Genomic DNA, 16,474 nt, shown 5'->3' on the forward strand with positions numbered 1-16,474 from the left:
TGCAACGAGCCTTTGACCTGGACGATCACCGGCTGCAGCTTGTCGAGGAAACGGTTGAACCAGGCACTGAGCTGGCCCAGTTCGTCGTCGCGGGCATAGTCCAGGCGCTGGGTCAGGTCGCCGTCGCCGCTGGCGATCTCGCGCAGGCGCTCGGCCACGGCGAGGATCGGCCGGGTCACGCCGCGGGCGGTCAGCCAGATCAGGACCAGGCCGGCCAGGGCCGTCACCAGGGCGATCAGCAGATTGCTCAGGTTGGCGCTGCGGTTGCTCGCGTCGAGGTGCTGGTTGAGCTCGATGGCCGGTGCCTGCAGCACGGCTTGCGGCAGTTCCAGCAGCACTTGCCAGGGCGCGGCGTCGGGGATCGGCGCGAAGGGCCGGGCGACCCGCATCAGACCGTTTTCCACGGTCGCCTGCAGCGGCTTGCCCAATTGCCCGGCATCGGCGCTGTGCCCGGCCAGCAGGCCGGCGGGGCTGACGATGCTGACCTGGCCCTGGCCGGCGAAGAGTTCCTTGCGTCCGTCGAGGGCCAGTTGCTGCAGGTTGTCGAGGCCGATATCCAGGCCGATCACCCCGACCACCTTGCCGTTGTCCAGCAGGGGCAGGGCGATGCTGGTCATCAGCACCTGCTTGCCGTTGACCTCGTCGAAATAGGGATCGACCACGCAGGGCTTCGCGGTTTCCAGCGGGCAGGTCAGCCAGCGGTTGTAGGGCGAGCCGTTGGCGCCGATGCTGGCATCGGCCAGCATGGCTTCGGGCATGGCTTCCGCTTCGAGTTCGCCGGCGGTATTGCGCGACCAGTACAGCGAGAAGCGGCCGCTGTCGTTGCTGCCCCGCGCGGCATCGCCGACGAAGCGGGCGTCCTGGCGGTCCAGGCCATTGGGCTGGAACACCAGGAACAGACCGATCAGATCGCGATTGCCGGCCAGTGCCGCGCGGGCCTGCTCCACCAGGGCCGGGCGCAGGTCGCCGTCAGCGCGCTGGCGCAGCACCTGGGCCAGGCGGGCGAAGCCGTTGCCGTACTGCCAGGCGTCCATGAAATAGCGCTGGATGCGCAGTGCCTGGGTCTCGCCGTGGGCCTGCAGGCGCAGGCGGGCGTTGTCTTCGAGCAACTGGGTATTGGCGGCGAAGACCTCGGCGGCGCTGCGCCGCGACTGGGTCAGCGAGGTGACCGCGAGGACCACGACGATGGCCAGCAGGCACAGGCCGGCGAGGAGGATGATCTTCCACTGGATGGACAGGCGGCGCGGGAGCATGAGGGGTTTCCTTCTCGGTCATGAACGACGCCCGCGGAATTCGCGGGCGTGCTCGACAGGCGGTCTCACTCGGCGAGGTAACTCGGTGGCGCGACCCGGAACGACTTGGTCAGCCAGGCCAGGTACAGCACGCCGCACAGCGCCCAGATGCCGCCGAACAGCAGGGAATGCTCGTTCAGGTCGAGCCACAGCACGGCGATGATGCAGAAGCCGATGGTGGGCAGCGCCAGGTGCTTGAGCTTGTTCGCCAGGCCCTGGTTCAGGCCCTGGCGGATGTAGCAGTGGCTGATGACCGACAGGTTGACGAAGCTGAACGCCACCAGCGCGCCGAAGTTGATGATCGAGGTGGCGGTGACCAGGTCGAAGAAGATCGCCGACAGCGAGATGAACGCGACCACCAGCAGATTCAGCACCGGCGTCTTGAAGCGTGGGTGCAGGCGGGCGAACAGGCCTTGCGGGATCACCTTGTCGCGGCCCATCACGTACAGCAGGCGCGACACGCTGGTCTGCGAGGCCAGGCCCGAGGCGATGGTGTTGATCACGGTGCAGGCGATGAAGATCGACTGGAACAGCTTGCCGCCGACGTACAGGGCGATTTCCGGCAGGGCCGCTTCATGGTCCTGGAAGCGCTCCATGGTCGGGAAATAGGCCTGGATGAAGAACGACGTGAGGATGAACACCGCGCCGCCGATCAGGGCGGTGAGGAAGATCGCCCTGGGAATGACTTTTTCCGGCTGGTGGGTTTCCTCCGACAGGGTGGTCACCGCGTCGAAGCCGAGGAAGGAGAAACACAGGATGGTCGCCCCGGCCATCAGCGCGCCGAGCTGGGTCTTGTCGTCGGCGAAGGGCAGCAGGGTCCAGGCGGTGCCCTGGCCTTCACCCTGGTTCAGGCCGCGCAGGCACAGGTAGACGAACACCGCCATGATCACCACCTGCACGGCGACGAACAGGACGTTGAAGTTGGCCACCAGGTTGATGCTGCGGATGTTGATCAGGGTGATCAGGGTGACGAAGCCGACGACCCAGGTCCATTCCGGCACCTCGGGGAACATCGCCGACAGGTAGAGCTTGGCCAGCAGGGCGTTGACCATCGGCAGCAACAGGTAATCCAGCAGCGACGACCAGCCCACCAGGAAGCCGACGTGGGGATTGATCGCACGCTGGGTGTAGGTGTACGCCGAGCCCGATTGCGGGAAATGCCGCACCAGGATGCCGTAGCTCAGCGCGGTGAACAGGATGCCCAGCAGGGCCAGGACGTAAGCGCTGGGCACATGGCCGGCGGTGAGGCCGGAAACGATGCCGAAGGTGTCGAACACGGTCATCGGGGTGAGGTAGGCCAGGCCGATGATCACCACCTGCCACAGGCGCAGGGACTTGCGGAGTTGGACGTTGCTGTGGGCGCTTTGCTCAGGCTGCATGCGGGCGATGCTCCTGCGGCGGGACCACGGACGGGGTGTGCGACGGGCACGGCAAGGTCGAGCGGGTGGGCTCCATATTGTTCACCTTTTATGTCGGAGCTGGGGTTGGCGCGGGCGAGGCGCCGATGTCACTGGCAGGACCGAAACGGAAAAGCGACGCGCAGGCGCGCGGACGCCGGGGCGTCAGGCAGCGGCGCTGTTGTTTTTCCTTATCGGGCGCTGGGCAAGGTGGGAAAAATAAGAAACGATCTGGCTGGATTGTGTCAAGTAAATCGTTACATTATTTTTCTTTCATGAATTTCCATCGCTCTTTTCCGCGGTTTTCATCGCGGCGACGACATTTTCGGTCGGAACAAGGATTTTTCTGTCCGTAAAAATTGACGCTCTGTTCAGCGCGCATAGATCAGTTTCCCGGCGAACCAGGTCTGCTCCACGCGGGTGTCGCGCAGCGCTCGCGCGTCGACACTGAGCACGTCGCGGTCGAGCACGATCATGTCGGCCTGCTTGCCCGGCGCGAGCGAGCCGATGCTCTGCTCCAGGCGCATCGCCCGCGCGGCATTCAGGGTGTAGGCCTGGAGCATGGTCTGCCGGTCGATGGCTTCGTCGGCATTCAGCACGCCTTTCGGGCCCTCGCGGGTGATCGCCTGGTAGATGGCCTTCCAGGGTTCCGGGGTGCTGATCGGCCAGTCGCTGGCGCCGGCGATGGTCGCGCCGTGCTTGAGCAGCGAGCGCGCCGGGAAGGTGTGCTGGAAGGCCATGGCGCTCACGTAGGGTTTGACCAGGTCGAGGTTGGCGGCGTCGGCGGCGGCCCAGTACAGCTGCATCGAGGCGATCACGTCGAGCTGCTTGAACCGCGCGTATTCCCGCGGGTTGACCAGTTGCAGGTGGGTGATGGAGTGGGGAATGCCGCTGTTGCGCTCGCGGCGCGCCTGTTCGATACCGTCGAGGGCGGTGCGTACCGCGCGGTCACCGATGGCGTGGACATGCACCAGCCAGCCGCGGGCGTCGGCAGCGCTGACCAGTTCGCCGAAATGCGCGGGATCGAGCAACAGCTCGCCGCGCTGCCCGGAGTTGCGGTAAGGCTCCAGCATCGCCGCGCTCTGCGCCGGCATCTCCGCGACGCCATCGGCGAAGACCTTGATCCCCGGCAGGGTGAGATTGGGCACGCCGAGAAACTGCTGGCGCACCTTGTCCAGTTCGTCCAGGTCGGCGGGGCCGGCCTTGGCGTCGGCCATCAGCAGGGCCGCGACGTGGGCGGTCAGCTCGCCGTTCTCGGCCAGTTCCCGGTACACCGGCAACACCCCCAGCGAGTCGTTGCGCACATCGGCGCCGGGCAGCTCGTTGGCCAGCGGGTCCATCCAGCCGGTGATTCCCAGCTGTTTCGAGTATTCCAGGGCCTGGCGTCCGGCCCTCAGCAAGGTCTCGCGGGACAGCGGCGGGAGCAGGTCGCTGACCGGGTACAGCGCGGCATCGACGAGAAAGCCGTTGGGGCTGCCGTCGGCGTGCTGGCCGATGGTGTTGCGGGACTCGGCCGGCAGCGCGGCGATGCGCCTGGCGTCGATACCGGCGCGCTGCAGCAGGGCCTGGTTGGCCCAGCCGGTGTGCATGTCGTTGGCGGCGAAGAGCACCGGCTGCGTGGCCCATTCGCCGTGGTTGAAGCGTTGTTCGAGGGCGGCGATATCGTCCCAGTAGCTCACCGGCAGGCCGGCGACACTGAGGAATTCTCCCCGCCGCGCCTTGCCGTCGTCGCGCCACTGGCGCAGGCGGCGTTCCAGTTCGTCGAGGGGCAGTTGCTCGCCCGCGAGGTCGGCCAGCTCCCTCTGCAGGCCGCCCTTGATGGCGTGGGAGTGGGAGTCGAGCATGCCGGGCAGCAACAGCTTGCCGCCCAGGTCGATGACCCGCGTGGTCTCGGTCTTCAGGCCCAGTACCGTCTGGTCCGAGCCCACCGCGACGATCCGCGCGCCGTCCACCGCGACCGCCTGCTGCAAGGGCTGGCCCGGTTCGGCGGTGTAGACCCGGGCGTTGTGCAGGATCAGGTCGACGGCCGCGACACTCGGCAGTGCGCTGCAGGCCAGGCTGGCGCCGAGCGCGATGGTCAGGAAGCGGTTCATGCAAGGCCCTTATCGTTGGTGGTGATGGGCGCAGCCTAGTCAGGCGGCGAGGGCAGTTAAACGCACGGGCCGGCACAACTTTTTTTGCCTTGGGGAAAAAATCAATTGCCGTGGTGCAAGGGCAGCGCGCAGCAATGCCATTTGCCGGTTTTGCCAGCGCGGCCAATACTCGGGTGTTTTCCCTCTGTTCTTTTGTGCCCACCAGGAAGCAACCATGGACAAGATGACGGCCCTGACCATCTTCGTCGCCGCCGCCGATCACGGCAGTTTCAGCCGCGCGGCGGAGCAACTGGGCAAGACTCCTTCGGCGGTGACCAAGGCCGTCGCCCATCTGGAAAGCGAGCTGGGCGTGCGCCTGTTCGAACGCACCACCCGGCGCATGGCCCTGACCGAGGCCGGTGCGCGCTACCTGGAGGGCGCGCGCCAGGCGCTGATGCACCTGCAACGGGTGACCGAGGAGGTGCAGCAACTGCAGCACGAACTGCGCGGCACCCTGCGCATCACCGCGCCGCCGTCGTTCGGGCCGGCGTTTCTCAACCAGGTGTGCTGCCGCTTCCTGCGCGAGCATCCGCAGGTGCGCCTGGACGTGAACCTGAACGATGCCAACGAAGACCTGATCGATGGCGGTTACGACCTGTCGCTGCGCGACGGTCCTACCGACCAGCCGGAACTGATCGCCCAGCCGCTGATCGAGAACCGCGTGGTGCTGTGCGCCAGCCCCGCGTACCTGGCGCGCAACGACGAGGCCATCACCCTGGACAGCTATGCCCGGCACGACTGGCTGCTGTTGCGCCATCCGCTGATCAACCGTGGCCACTGGTGGATCGAGCAGGACGGCCAGACGATCCGGGTGCGCCAGCCGACCCCGCGGCTGCTGAGTGACAACTTCGATTTTCTCCTGGCCTGCCTGCTCGATGGCCAGGGCCTGCAGTTCGTGCCGACCTGGGCGGCGGCGCCGTACCTGAGTCGCGGCGAACTGGTCGAGGTGATGCCGGAGTACTGGCGTTCGGTCAGTGGGTTCGGGCCCTGGGTGCATGTGCTGTACCTGCCGCACCGGCGCAACACGCGCAAGGTGCAGGCGTTCATTGCCTTGTTGCATGAGCAGTTGCGGGGGCAGGGGTTGGAGTGAGATTGGTTTTCCCGCCGAACTTTGTAGGAGCTGGCTTGCCTGCGAAGGACCGCAGGGCGGTCCCAGACCTCACCGCAATCGGGGACCGCGTTGCGGTCCTTCGCGGGCAAGCCTCGCTCCTACAGGGATTGTGCGAGGGCATGTCCGATCTGTTCCAATCCGGCACAAAAGTTGTGCGCTCTCTGACGATGATCCCTGCCGCCCCGCTGGATAGTCTGCCCCTGCACGTCCGAGCGTGATTCTTTCCCGGACAGCACAGATGGCGCTTTCCACAGGAGCTACCCGCAGTGAAGATTCATACCCTCGTCAGCGAGATCCGCGACCCCCTCGAACGTGGCCGCGAGATCGGTGAGCGTTTCGCCGAGCAGATCCGCCACACCACCGGCCTCTACCTGGATTTCTTTCCCCAGGTCGGCGTGTCCCTGGGTGACGCCGAGCGCATCGGCGACAACAGCCTGGCCGCGCTGCAAGCCTGGAGCCCGGGGCTGGCAGCGGAAGTCATCGGCATGGCCAAGGGCGCCGCGGTCCCGCTGTGGCAACTGGCAAGCCTGAACGCCCGCACCGAAGTCCTCGCCGCGCGCACCCGCCACAGCGAATGCTCCACCACTGTCTTCGCCCCGCCCGGCGCGCAGGCACCGCGCACCCTGCAGACCTGGGACTGGCACGACTGCCTGTGCCCCCACGGCCTGATGCTCGACTTGCACACCGCGCGTGGCATGCAGGTGAAGCTGTTCTGCGAGTTCGGCATGCTGGCCAAGCTGGGGGTGAACAGCGCCGGTCTGGGCCTGCATTTCAATATCCTGCATCACGCCAGCGACCACGACGGCGGCGGCGTGCCGGTGCATGCCATTGCCCGCCGCGTGCTGGAAGAAGCGAGCAGCGTCGATGAGGCCATCGAGCTGGTGCGTTCGGCGCGGGTCAGCGCCTCCACGGTATTGACCGTGTTTTCCCGCGAAGACCGCAGCCCGCGGGCAGTGAGCATCGAGATGAGCCCGCAGCGCACCGCGCTGGTCCTGCCTCGCGAGGACGGCTGGCTGCTGCACACCAATCATTTCCTCGATCCGCAGCTCAGCCTCGGCGAGCAGGTGGCGGACCGTGCCGATACCCACTGCCGCCTCGACCACCTGCAGCAGGTGATCGCCGGGATGGACAACCCGGACCTGCGTGCCCGCGCCGAAGCCATGTGCGGCGCCGCCGGTGACAGCGCGCCGATCTGCTTCCACCCGGACCTCTCCCTGCCTGGCACCGAGCGCTGGGAAACCCTGCTCAGCGTGGGCATCGACACGCAGCGTTGCCTGCTGGAATACGTGGCGGGCACGCCGCTGCACCTGGCCAAGGCCGGCTTCGAACGTTTCTGAGCCAACCCGGTGCCGCCGCCAAGGGCGGCACCCGTCAATGAGAACAACAACAATGACTGTGCAAGTTTCCCGCTCCGCAATGCGGACCTTCTGCGTTTCAGGTCTGGGCACCGCGCTGGAGTTCTACGACTTCATCATCTATGGCACCGCCGCCGCCCTGGTGTTTCCCCAGGTGTTCTTCCCCGACCTCGATCACCTCACCGCGACACTGGTGGCGTTCAGTGCCTTTGGCGCGGGGTTCTTCGCCCGGCCGCTGGGCGGCCTGGTGTTCGGTCACTACGGTGACCGCATCGGCCGGCAGAAGGTGCTGGTCACCACGCTGCTGCTCATGGGCCTGAGCACGTTCCTCATCGGTTGCCTGCCGAGCCACGCCAGCATCGGCGTGGCGGCGCCGATCCTGCTGGTGCTGCTGCGTCTGGTCCAGGGTTTTGCCGCCGGTGGCGAATGGGGCGGTGCGGCGTTGTTCGGCATCGAATCGGCGCCGCCGGGACGGCGCGGGTTGTGGGGCAGTTTCACCAGCATGGGCATCGGTGTCGGCGGGATTCTCGGCGCGGCGGTGTTCGCCGTGGTCAGCGCGGCGGCCGACGACAACCTGGTGGATTTCGCCTGGCGCATACCGTTCTGGCTCGGCGGCACGCTGGTGCTGATCGGTCTGTATGCCCGCCTGCGCATGCCGGTCGCGGCCACGCCCGCGCTTGCCGAACCGGTTCGCGCGCCGCTGGCCGAGGCGCTGCGCCAGCGTCCGCGGCAGTTGCTGCTGTGCACCGGAGTCGCCTTCGGGTACTGCACCATCGCCTACATCGGCAGCACCTTTTTCCTGACCTATGCGACCCAGGTCGGCTACGGCAGCACCGAGGCGCTGATGTTCGATCTCACCCTGTCGGTGGCCATCGTGCTGTCGGCGCCGTTGTTCGGCCATCTGAGCGACCGTCTGGGGCGGCGCGCGGTGATGGTCTTCGGCGCACTGGTCATGGCCCTGGGACTGTTCGCTTTCTTCAGCCTGGTCGGCATGAAGAGTTTCACCGTCGCGCTGTTCGCCTACGGCCTGGCGGGAGCCTTGATGGGCGCGACCCAGGGACCGATCCCGGCGTTTCTCGGTGAGCAGTTCCCACGCAGCATGCGCTACTCGGGCATTTCCGCCAGCTACCAGATCGGTGCCGCGCTGGGTGGCGGAACGGCGTCGAGCATCGCCACGGCGATCCTGATTCTCACCGATCACGACCCGATGGGCGTGGCCTGGTACGGGACGGCGGCGCTGGTGCTGGTGGCGGTGTGTTCGTTGCTGTTGCGCGAGACATCGCAGTTGAGCATGGAGGCGATCGATGTGCAGGGACAATCGGCGGTGACGGGCGCTGAGCGTCTTCAGGCGAGGGAAGGCTAGGGGACGTGGGCCCTCTCGCATGGCCCAAGCGTTGCCGGGCTACTCGACAGCGCACCTTTCGGTAGTCAAGCGTCCACGCAGAATCAAACGGATTTCCGGAGTTTTGCTAGCCGAAAACCCTCGCCAGGGGGGGTGCGTTCACCTCGAAAATCGCCAAAATTCCTCGGTACCAACTATTCCTCGGCTTAGAGGAATAGGAAGAGGAGGAGGAAGAAATGCTGAAGCATGAGTGTGCCAGTTCAACTTCGCATGAAGTTTTGCCAAGCGACGAAGAGCGAGGAATGCTGCAAGAAAGCCTGCGCCGATTACTGATGCGCTTGTGGCCCGTCGATCAGGCGCTGGCGCTTGCAGCCAGCCCGCGCGCCATTGCGTCGATTTGGCGGGAGTTTGCTGAGCAAGGTCTCACGAGTCTCGGCAGTGAACCTGCCGAAGGTGGTCTGCGGGAGATCGTCCTGGCCCTGGAAGAGTTGGGCCGCGCGGGGTGCCCAGCACCGCTTGTAGACGCGGTGATTGCCAACATTGTCCTGGGGTCCATGCGCAGCAATTCGGATGAGGCGGTGTCGCTGCTGACCGCGCTTCATCAAGGCGAAGCTACCGTCAGCTTCGCCTTGGCTGGCTTCGATGGCGATCCGCATGCAGGGCGATTGCAACTGACCAACGGGAAGTTGCAAGGCCGAGCTGCATTTATTGAGGGCGCTGCATTCGCCACCCACCTGCTGGTGCTTGCTGAACCCGGACCAATGCTGGTGATCGTGCCACGCGATGCGCCAGGCCTAATCATTGAAGAAGCTCCTGGTTTGGCAGTCCCTCCCATGGCGACTGCACGTTTCGACCTGGAGTCCGCAAGCGCGCTTGAGCTCTCATGCGAACAAGCAGAAGACCTGCATCAGATTGCCGGGCTTGCCTTGTTGGCGCGCGCACTGGGTGCAGCCCAGCGAGGCTTCGACTTGGCCGTCGAGTACTCCAAGGAGCGACATCAGTTCGGTCAACCTATCGGCCGATTCCAGGCGTTGCAACATAAGTTCGCGAACAGCTTGATGGGGCTCGAGGCTGCGCGCTTGATGTTGCACAACGCTGCCAAAAGTTACGACTACGGTTTGGCGGAGTGGCGAACGCTCGGTGCCTGCGCGCGTGCTTTCTCCAGTCCCGCATTGCGCCAGGTGGCGATCGAGACACATCACGTCTTTGGGGCCATTGGCTACTCGGAAGAGCATGAGGCGCCACGACACTTTCGACGTGTACATGCGGACCTGGCGCGTCATGGCGGAGTGCGTCGCGCGCGTGAACAACTGGCTCGCGCACTGATTGACCAAGGGCTGACACTTCCAGAGCACGACCTGGGGGCAGAAGGTAACGCCTTCCGCAATGAGGTTCGGGGCTGGTTGAAAGAGAACTGGGACGCCGCTAGCCAAACGCGTGGTGAAGAGCGCCCCTATGAAGAGTGGGGATTCGATACCCGCTTCACTGCGCTTTTGGGGCGCAAGGGTTGGAACAATCTGAGTTGGCCCAAGGAACACGGTGGTCAGGGACGCACACCCTACGAGCAGCTTGCCTTCATGGAAGAAGTCCAGATGGCAGGTGCACCGATGGGAGGCCGCGGTGATATCCAGGCACATGCACTGATGTCTTTCGGCTCGAGAGCGCAACAATCCGAATTCCTCCCGAAGCTTGCCTCGGGAGAGATCACCTTCTGTCTCGGCTACAGCGAACCTGGGGCGGGTTCTGATTTGGCCTCGATGCAAACAACGGCAGAGCGCGACGGTGACGAGTGGGTAATTAACGGCCAGAAGATCTGGACAACCGCCGCTGAGAAAGCAGACTTCATTTGGCTGGCCGCGCGCACCGACCGGAACGCAGTATCGCCGCATGCAGGAATCAGCATTTTCATCGTGCCGATGAATAGCCCAGGCATAACTGTTCGCCCATCGATGGCAATGTATGGACATACGTTCTGCCAGGAGTTCTTTGACAATGTTCGAGTACCGGCGAGTGCACTTGTTGGTCATGTCAATCAAGGTTGGGAGATCTTGAGGTCGGCTCTTGCCACAGAGCGAATGATGATGGGGAGCTTCATTGCCAACGCGCGAGCGGAGTTTGAGCGACTGGTTCGGTGCATACGCATGACAAGTGAAGGCGAAGAGCAACTGGGCAGTAATGGAGCCGTTCGTGATCGCATCGGGGCACTCGCTGCGGCGGTCGAAGCAGGGCGACAATTGTTCATGAACAGTGTAGTCGCGGCCGAAAAAGGCAAAGCCCCCATCTATGAAGCAGCCATGAGTAAGGTCTACACGGGTGAGTTGCTGGAGCAGTTAGGCGAAGCCGCACTCGATATTCTAGGTGCAGGGACCATCTTGTCCGAGGATGCACCGGATGCAATCGCGGGTGGTAAGTTCGAGCAACTGCTGCGCTACTCGATTCTGGTAGTCATAGGCGGCGGCACCGCTGAAATCCAGCGTAATTTGATTTCGCAGTACGGGCTGGGTTTGCCGCGCTGAGTCAGAGACGAACAATGACTCATGAAGTATGTCAGTGGATGATCACCAAACAGCCGATGTACCGATGATCGGCCTGAAACTGAGTTCGCTCATCGCATAAGACAAGCCGTGCGCCGCGCGCCACCTCGTGGATGGCGAGAGGGCGGCCTTGGTAGCCAGGCCGGCCAGTGCCGGGCGAGGACCGGGCTGCGCTTCGACATGCGGAACAACCCATTCAGAAAGTCAGTTCACCGTCCTAAGGACCCCTAATGAGCGACCTGATCCACTACCGCGTCGAAGACGGCCTGGCCCTGATCGGCCTGGCCCGCCTACCCGTCAACGCCCTGGGACACCCCTTGCGTGTCGCCCTCCTCGAAGCCTGTGTGCGCGCTGCCGCTGACGCCCGCGTGCAGGCCATCATCCTCCACGGCGAGCACGGCCTTTTCAGCGCCGGTGCTGATATCACCGAGTTTGGCAGCGACGCCACCTTCACTGCCCCGGACCTCCCAGGCTTGCTCGTGCGCCTGACCGAGATCCAAAAGCCGCTGATAGCCGCTATCGGCACCCTCGCCCTCGGTGGCGGTCTGGAACTGGCCCTGGCCTGTGGCTATCGCGTTGGTGAGCCGAATGCTCGCCTCGGCCTGCCGGAGATAAACCTCGGCCTGTTGCCCGGCGCCGGTGGTACCCAGCGGCTTCCGCGCCTGATCGGCGTTGAGCCCGGCTTGGACATGATGATCTCCGGCGAGCCAATCACTGCCAGCCGTGCCCTTGAGCTGGGCCTGCTCGACCGCGTGGCGGGCAGCTCCGAGAGCCTGCTCGGTGACGCCCAGGCGTTCGCTCGTGAACTGCTTGCCCAGAGCGCCCAACCACAACGGGTCGGTCGTTTTGCCAATCCGGCCGAAAGCGTGGGGGCTGATTTCTTCGCCGAGTTCCGTGCCGTCAATGGTGCGCGCTGGAGGGGCCGTCTGGCTCCGCGCCTGGTTCTGGCCGCGGTGGAAGCCGCCTGCACCCTGCCACTGGCTGAGGGGCTGCTTCGTGAGCACGTGCTGTTCAAGGAGGCCGAAGCCTCCAGGCAGTCGGCCGCATTGCGCCATGTGTTCTTCGCCGAGCGCGAAGCCGGGCGGATTCCGGGCATCGGCAAGGACACCCCGCTGCGCAGGATCGACAAGGTGGCGGTGATTGGTGCCGGCACTATGGGCGGTGGCATCGCCATGAACTTCGCCAACGCAGGCATTCCGGTGGCCCTGCTCGAGCTCAAGGCCGAGGCATTGGAGCGAGGTCTGGCAAACATCCGAAGGAACTACGAGGTCAGCGTCAAGCGCGGCAAGCTGACCTCCGCACAACTGGAACGGCGCATGGACATGCTGTTCGGTACTCTCGACTACGCCGACCTCGCTGACGCCGATCTGGTGATCGAGGCGGTGTTCGAAAAGATGGAGATCAAGCAGCAGGTATTCCGTACCCTTGATCGGGTTTGCAAACCGGGCGCCATACTCGCCAGCAACACCTCGTCGCTCGACGTCGATGTCATCGCGGCGACCACCTCCCGCCCGCAGGATGTGATCGGCCTGCACTTTTTCAGTCCGGCCAACGTCATGCGCCTGCTCGAAGTGGTTCGCGGAAAAGTCACCGCGCCGGATGTCCTGGCGACCACCATGCAGATCGCCAAGCGTGTCGGCAAACTGCCGGTGATCTCCGGCGTTTGCTTCGGTTTCATCGGCAACCGCATGCTCGAGCCCTACGCTCGCGAGGCACATCGCTTGGTTCTGGAGGGAGCGACACCCGCGCAGGTGGACAAGGTGCTTACCGACCTCGATCTGAACATGGGGGTGTTCAGCATGCTGGATCTGGCCGGCATCGATGTGAACTTCCTGGTACGAGACTCGAATCGCGCCGCGATCGCCCATGACGAAAGCTACTGTCGTCTCGGGGACGAACTTTATGCCCTGGATCGATACGGACAGAAGACCGGACGCGGCTTCTATCGCTATGAAGGCCGAAATCGCCAGGATGATTACGAGGTGATTGCTCTGGCAGAACGCCTGGCTGGCGAGCTGCGGGTTCCCCGACGCCCCATCGATGACTCGCAGATTCATGACCGCTGCCTGTTCAGTTTGATCAACGAAGGCATACAGCTGCTGGACGAAGGCATTGCCCTGCGCTCCAGTGACATCGACCTGGTGTGGATCAACGGCTACGGCTTCCCCGCCCACCTCGGTGGCCCAATGCACTATGCCGAGTTGCTCGGCCTGGACAAGGTGCTTGCCGGCATCCGGCACTATCGCCAGGCGCTTGGTAGCTATGGAGAGATGTGGTTCCAGCCGGCATCGCTACTGGAGCGGCTGGTCGCTGCAGGAAAGACCCGCATCGAGAAAATCTGAATTGCTCCGGGTTTGGCCGGCAGCCCCTTCCCGACGGGATACTCGATTCATGAGCGCTCGAGGGCGAGCGTGCCCTGCAAGTCGTCAAGCGGCCGCTTGGTCATAGCGCAATATGCACTTCGCCCGCGGGGCAACGACGTCGCACAGCCGATGACGTCGTTGCCCAGCAGCACATGCGCCAGAGTCGCCGCCAGTGGCTCAATCGATTAGGCCACGTTTGCGAGCGGCCACCACTGCATCATAGCGACTCGAAACGCCGAGCTTGCCGAAGATGCCCTTCAGGTTCCATTTCACTGTTTCCAGTGTGATGTTCAGGGTCAGTGCAATCCGCTTGTTCGACATGGACTGCCCAAGCAGGCACAGAATCTCGATTTCGCGCGGTTTGAGTCCTAGATTGTGCTCCTCGGCCTTGTTGTCTTTGGTCGTGGTCAGTGTTGAGCAATCGGCATCGCCAACGCGCACGACTTTGGCCAGGTACTCGCTTATACCATCGGGCTCTAACGTCGGTTGCAGCTTGCGCAAGGCGAGAACAACCGAATCGCCTTCATCCAGCAATGTGCGTACGAGACCCAGGCGCTTCGCAGCTTCGACACCGGCTACCAGGCAGTTCCTCGAGTCTGAGGCGCGTCCCAGATAGGTGAGCGCGACACCGGAAATCAAGTCGGCCAGCACCAGGCTCTTCTGACGGGAAAATGCGATTCCATGGCGTCGCACTCCCTGAATGCAGGTCAATACATGTTCCCACTGGCCAAGTTTGAGAGCGAGACGGGCGGCCGCCAACGCAGCGATGGAGTCGATCTCGGCCATGAAGCCTTCCGCGTTACGATGACGATCGGCCAGTTCGTTGAGTTCGGTCTGCAACTCCTGAGCGGCATCCAAGTGATTCAGCAGCAAATGCAAACGTGCCTGTTCAGCCAGTACATGGGCAAGAGGTCGATCCAGGGCTTGCTCGCGGCAGTGGTCCTCGTCCTCGCTCAACACGTGCAGCGCCTCCTGTGGGGAGGTCTGCATGGCAACGAGCCGGCTACGTACTATCAGGGCGCGGATCATTGGCTCAGGCGATGAGAAGCGCAGCAGGTCCAGGCGGTTGGCCAGCACTTCATGAGCCTCGCTGAGGCGGTCTGCTTCGTAGTACGCGTCGGAAGTGAATGCCGCGCAATTGACCGCAGACACCGAGCGCCGGCCATTAGCCTGCTCGGCTCGAACGACGAGGGCGCTGCCGATGCGGATTGCCTTGCGGTATGTTCCCTCCAGGAGGTAGCTGAGCAGCAGCGTCGATTCTGCAACCAGCGCCATATCATCGAGCAGTTCAGCCCGCGGCAACCGCGCAACATTACGATGCAGTGCTCGTGCATCCGCATAACGTCCGGCAGCACAGTAGGCCAGGCTGAGGACGGCCAGGTGTGCTTGACGAAGAAATCGATCCTTGAGCGTATTGAAGTCTGAAGTCGCAACAAGAGACAACGCGGCGTCGGTGTCATCACGCTGCAGGGCGATGCTTGCCCGAAGGTAGCGCGTATGTAGGGCGAATTCAGAGTGTACTTGCTGGAGTCGGTTCAGCCAGGCTTGCGCGTCTCGCCAGTGGCAAGTTGCAACCAGGGCCCAGCATCCAAATATCAGCAGTCTGGGGTGCTCCATCAGGACGTCGGCCGAGAGTTGATTCATCCAGCGCTGCAGCGTGCTGATAAAGCTCATGCTGCGGATTGGCAGGTCTGCACATTCGGCGAGGCGTGCGGCGGCCTGAAGATCATTGGCATGGTAGGCGTGTCGCAAGGCTTCGGTCAGCGATCCGTGCCGCTCGAACCAGTAGCTCGCCCGAGAGTGAATCTTGCGCATCAGCTCCGGGTTGCGCGCCGATAGTCTTTCCTGGAGGAAGTTCGCGAACAAGGGGTGCAGGCGATACCAAGGGGATGGACTATCCAGTTCCACAGGGAGCAGGAGCAGGTTGTCCCGCTCGAGTTGATCCAGCAAGGTCCTGGCCTGCGGGTCGTCGGAGACGCATTGGGCCAGGTCGGCATTGAAGCGTCGGCAGATGGAGATCATCTCGAGGAAATCAGCAACATTCTGGGGGAGGTCGCGCATCACATCTTCCGACAGGTAGCGCTGCAGGTGGTTGCGTTGAAGCAGCATCTGGGAAAGCCCAGTCCGATTCGTCGGGTCTCGTTTGAGCCTGATGCAGATCATCTGTACGCACATAGGCCAACCATCCGTGATCTCGTGAATCAGTCGCATGTCATCGGGCGTAACATCACCCAGGTGTTTGCCGAGAAAATCCTGGGTCTCATGAAAGTCGAAGGGTAATTCGGGGAAAGAAATCTCCGTCAACTCGCCTGTCATGCGCATGCGGCCGATCGTCAGCGGCGGGTGTGTCCTTGAGGCAAGAATCAGGTGCAGTTCATCTGGACCATGATCGAGGAGACCCTGGATAAGCGCATGTGTCGACGCGTCATCGGCATGGTGGTAGTCATCAATGAATAGAAAGATGTCCTTACCGTACTGGCACACGGCGTCGATGATGGTTGCGACGGTGCTGGCTACAGGAAGCTCTGCCCGTGCTTCAGACGGCAGTGCGGTCCCGGTGTCGACAGGCAGCCCCGCCTGCTGGAGTGCCCCCATGAGATAGGTGCGGAACTGGGGTAGTTGCTGCTCTTCGGGGGACAGGGATAGCCAGCAGACGTGCTCGCCGCGCTTCAACAGTTCCTGGCGCCACTGGGCAAGCAAGGTCGTCTTACCGAAACCCGCACTCCCGCACACCAGCGTCAACCGGCAATCCTGTGATTCCTTCAATCGCGAGAGCAGTTTACTTCGCGGCGTTGTTTGCGGGCTGATGCGTGGCGGCGCGAATTTAGTGGGAATGAGCAGGCTATCAAGGGACAAGTGAAAGACTCCTTCCGATCAGTTCTATTTTGATCTTACAGTGGGGATGCCCTAGCGTCCCTCCAGTCTCATAGAATCCACTCACTATGAGG

Annotated in this window: 8 protein-coding genes and 1 pseudogene; 5 read left to right on the forward strand and 4 right to left on the reverse strand. The window is 63.5% G+C overall.

Going from position 1 to position 16,474, the window contains the following annotated elements:
* Nucleotides 1-44: 44 nt before the first annotated feature.
* The 3 genes and pseudogenes from CHB99_RS30455 to CHB99_RS01345 form a co-directional block, all read right to left on the reverse strand.
* Nucleotides 45-1,253, reverse strand: a pseudogene (locus tag CHB99_RS30455) (methyl-accepting chemotaxis protein); the annotation flags it as partial.
* Nucleotides 1,254-1,318: 65 nt separating this feature from the next.
* Complete coding sequence (locus CHB99_RS01340) at nt 1,319-2,671, reverse strand: APC family permease (protein ID WP_042122572.1); 1,353 nt, start codon at nt 2,669-2,671, stop codon at nt 1,319-1,321.
* Between the two features lie 389 nt (nt 2,672-3,060).
* Nucleotides 3,061-4,782, reverse strand: coding sequence for an amidohydrolase (locus CHB99_RS01345; protein WP_042122574.1), 1,722 nt, complete (start codon nt 4,780-4,782; stop codon nt 3,061-3,063).
* A gap of 214 nt (nt 4,783-4,996) precedes the next feature.
* Here CHB99_RS01345 and CHB99_RS01350 point away from each other — a divergent pair, with 214 nt between their 5' ends.
* The 5 genes from CHB99_RS01350 to CHB99_RS01375 all read left to right on the forward strand — a co-directional run bounded on the left by CHB99_RS01350 (nt 4,997) and on the right by CHB99_RS01375 (nt 13,505).
* A complete protein-coding gene (locus CHB99_RS01350; protein ID WP_042122576.1) occupies nt 4,997-5,911 on the forward strand; it encodes a LysR family transcriptional regulator in 915 nt (304 codons plus the stop codon).
* Nucleotides 5,912-6,198: 287 nt separating this feature from the next.
* The gene (locus CHB99_RS01360; RefSeq protein ID WP_042122578.1) at nt 6,199-7,269 is read left to right on the forward strand and encodes a C45 family autoproteolytic acyltransferase/hydrolase; all 1,071 of its coding nucleotides are present in this window, start codon (nt 6,199-6,201) and stop codon (nt 7,267-7,269) included.
* Between the two features lie 52 nt (nt 7,270-7,321).
* A complete protein-coding gene (locus CHB99_RS01365; RefSeq protein ID WP_089266393.1) occupies nt 7,322-8,650 on the forward strand; it encodes an MFS transporter in 1,329 nt (442 codons plus the stop codon).
* A gap of 215 nt (nt 8,651-8,865) precedes the next feature.
* Nucleotides 8,866-11,145: an acyl-CoA dehydrogenase family protein gene (locus CHB99_RS01370; protein WP_042122581.1), complete on the forward strand. Its 2,280-nt coding sequence runs from the start codon at nt 8,866-8,868 to the stop codon at nt 11,143-11,145.
* A 248-nt stretch (nt 11,146-11,393) separates the two neighbouring features.
* The gene (locus CHB99_RS01375; RefSeq protein WP_042122582.1) at nt 11,394-13,505 is read left to right on the forward strand and encodes a 3-hydroxyacyl-CoA dehydrogenase NAD-binding domain-containing protein; all 2,112 of its coding nucleotides are present in this window, start codon (nt 11,394-11,396) and stop codon (nt 13,503-13,505) included.
* 198 nt (nt 13,506-13,703) lie between these two features.
* Here CHB99_RS01375 and CHB99_RS01380 read toward each other — a convergent pair whose 3' ends face one another.
* Nucleotides 13,704-16,382 (reverse strand): helix-turn-helix transcriptional regulator, encoded by a 2,679-nt coding sequence (locus CHB99_RS01380; protein ID WP_042122583.1) that lies wholly within the window; start codon nt 16,380-16,382, stop codon nt 13,704-13,706.
* Nucleotides 16,383-16,474 lie beyond the last annotated feature (92 nt).

Origin of the sequence: Pseudomonas japonica (assembly GCF_900188455.1) — a bacterium.
GTDB classification, from domain to species: Bacteria; Pseudomonadota; Gammaproteobacteria; order Pseudomonadales; family Pseudomonadaceae; genus Aquipseudomonas; species Aquipseudomonas japonica.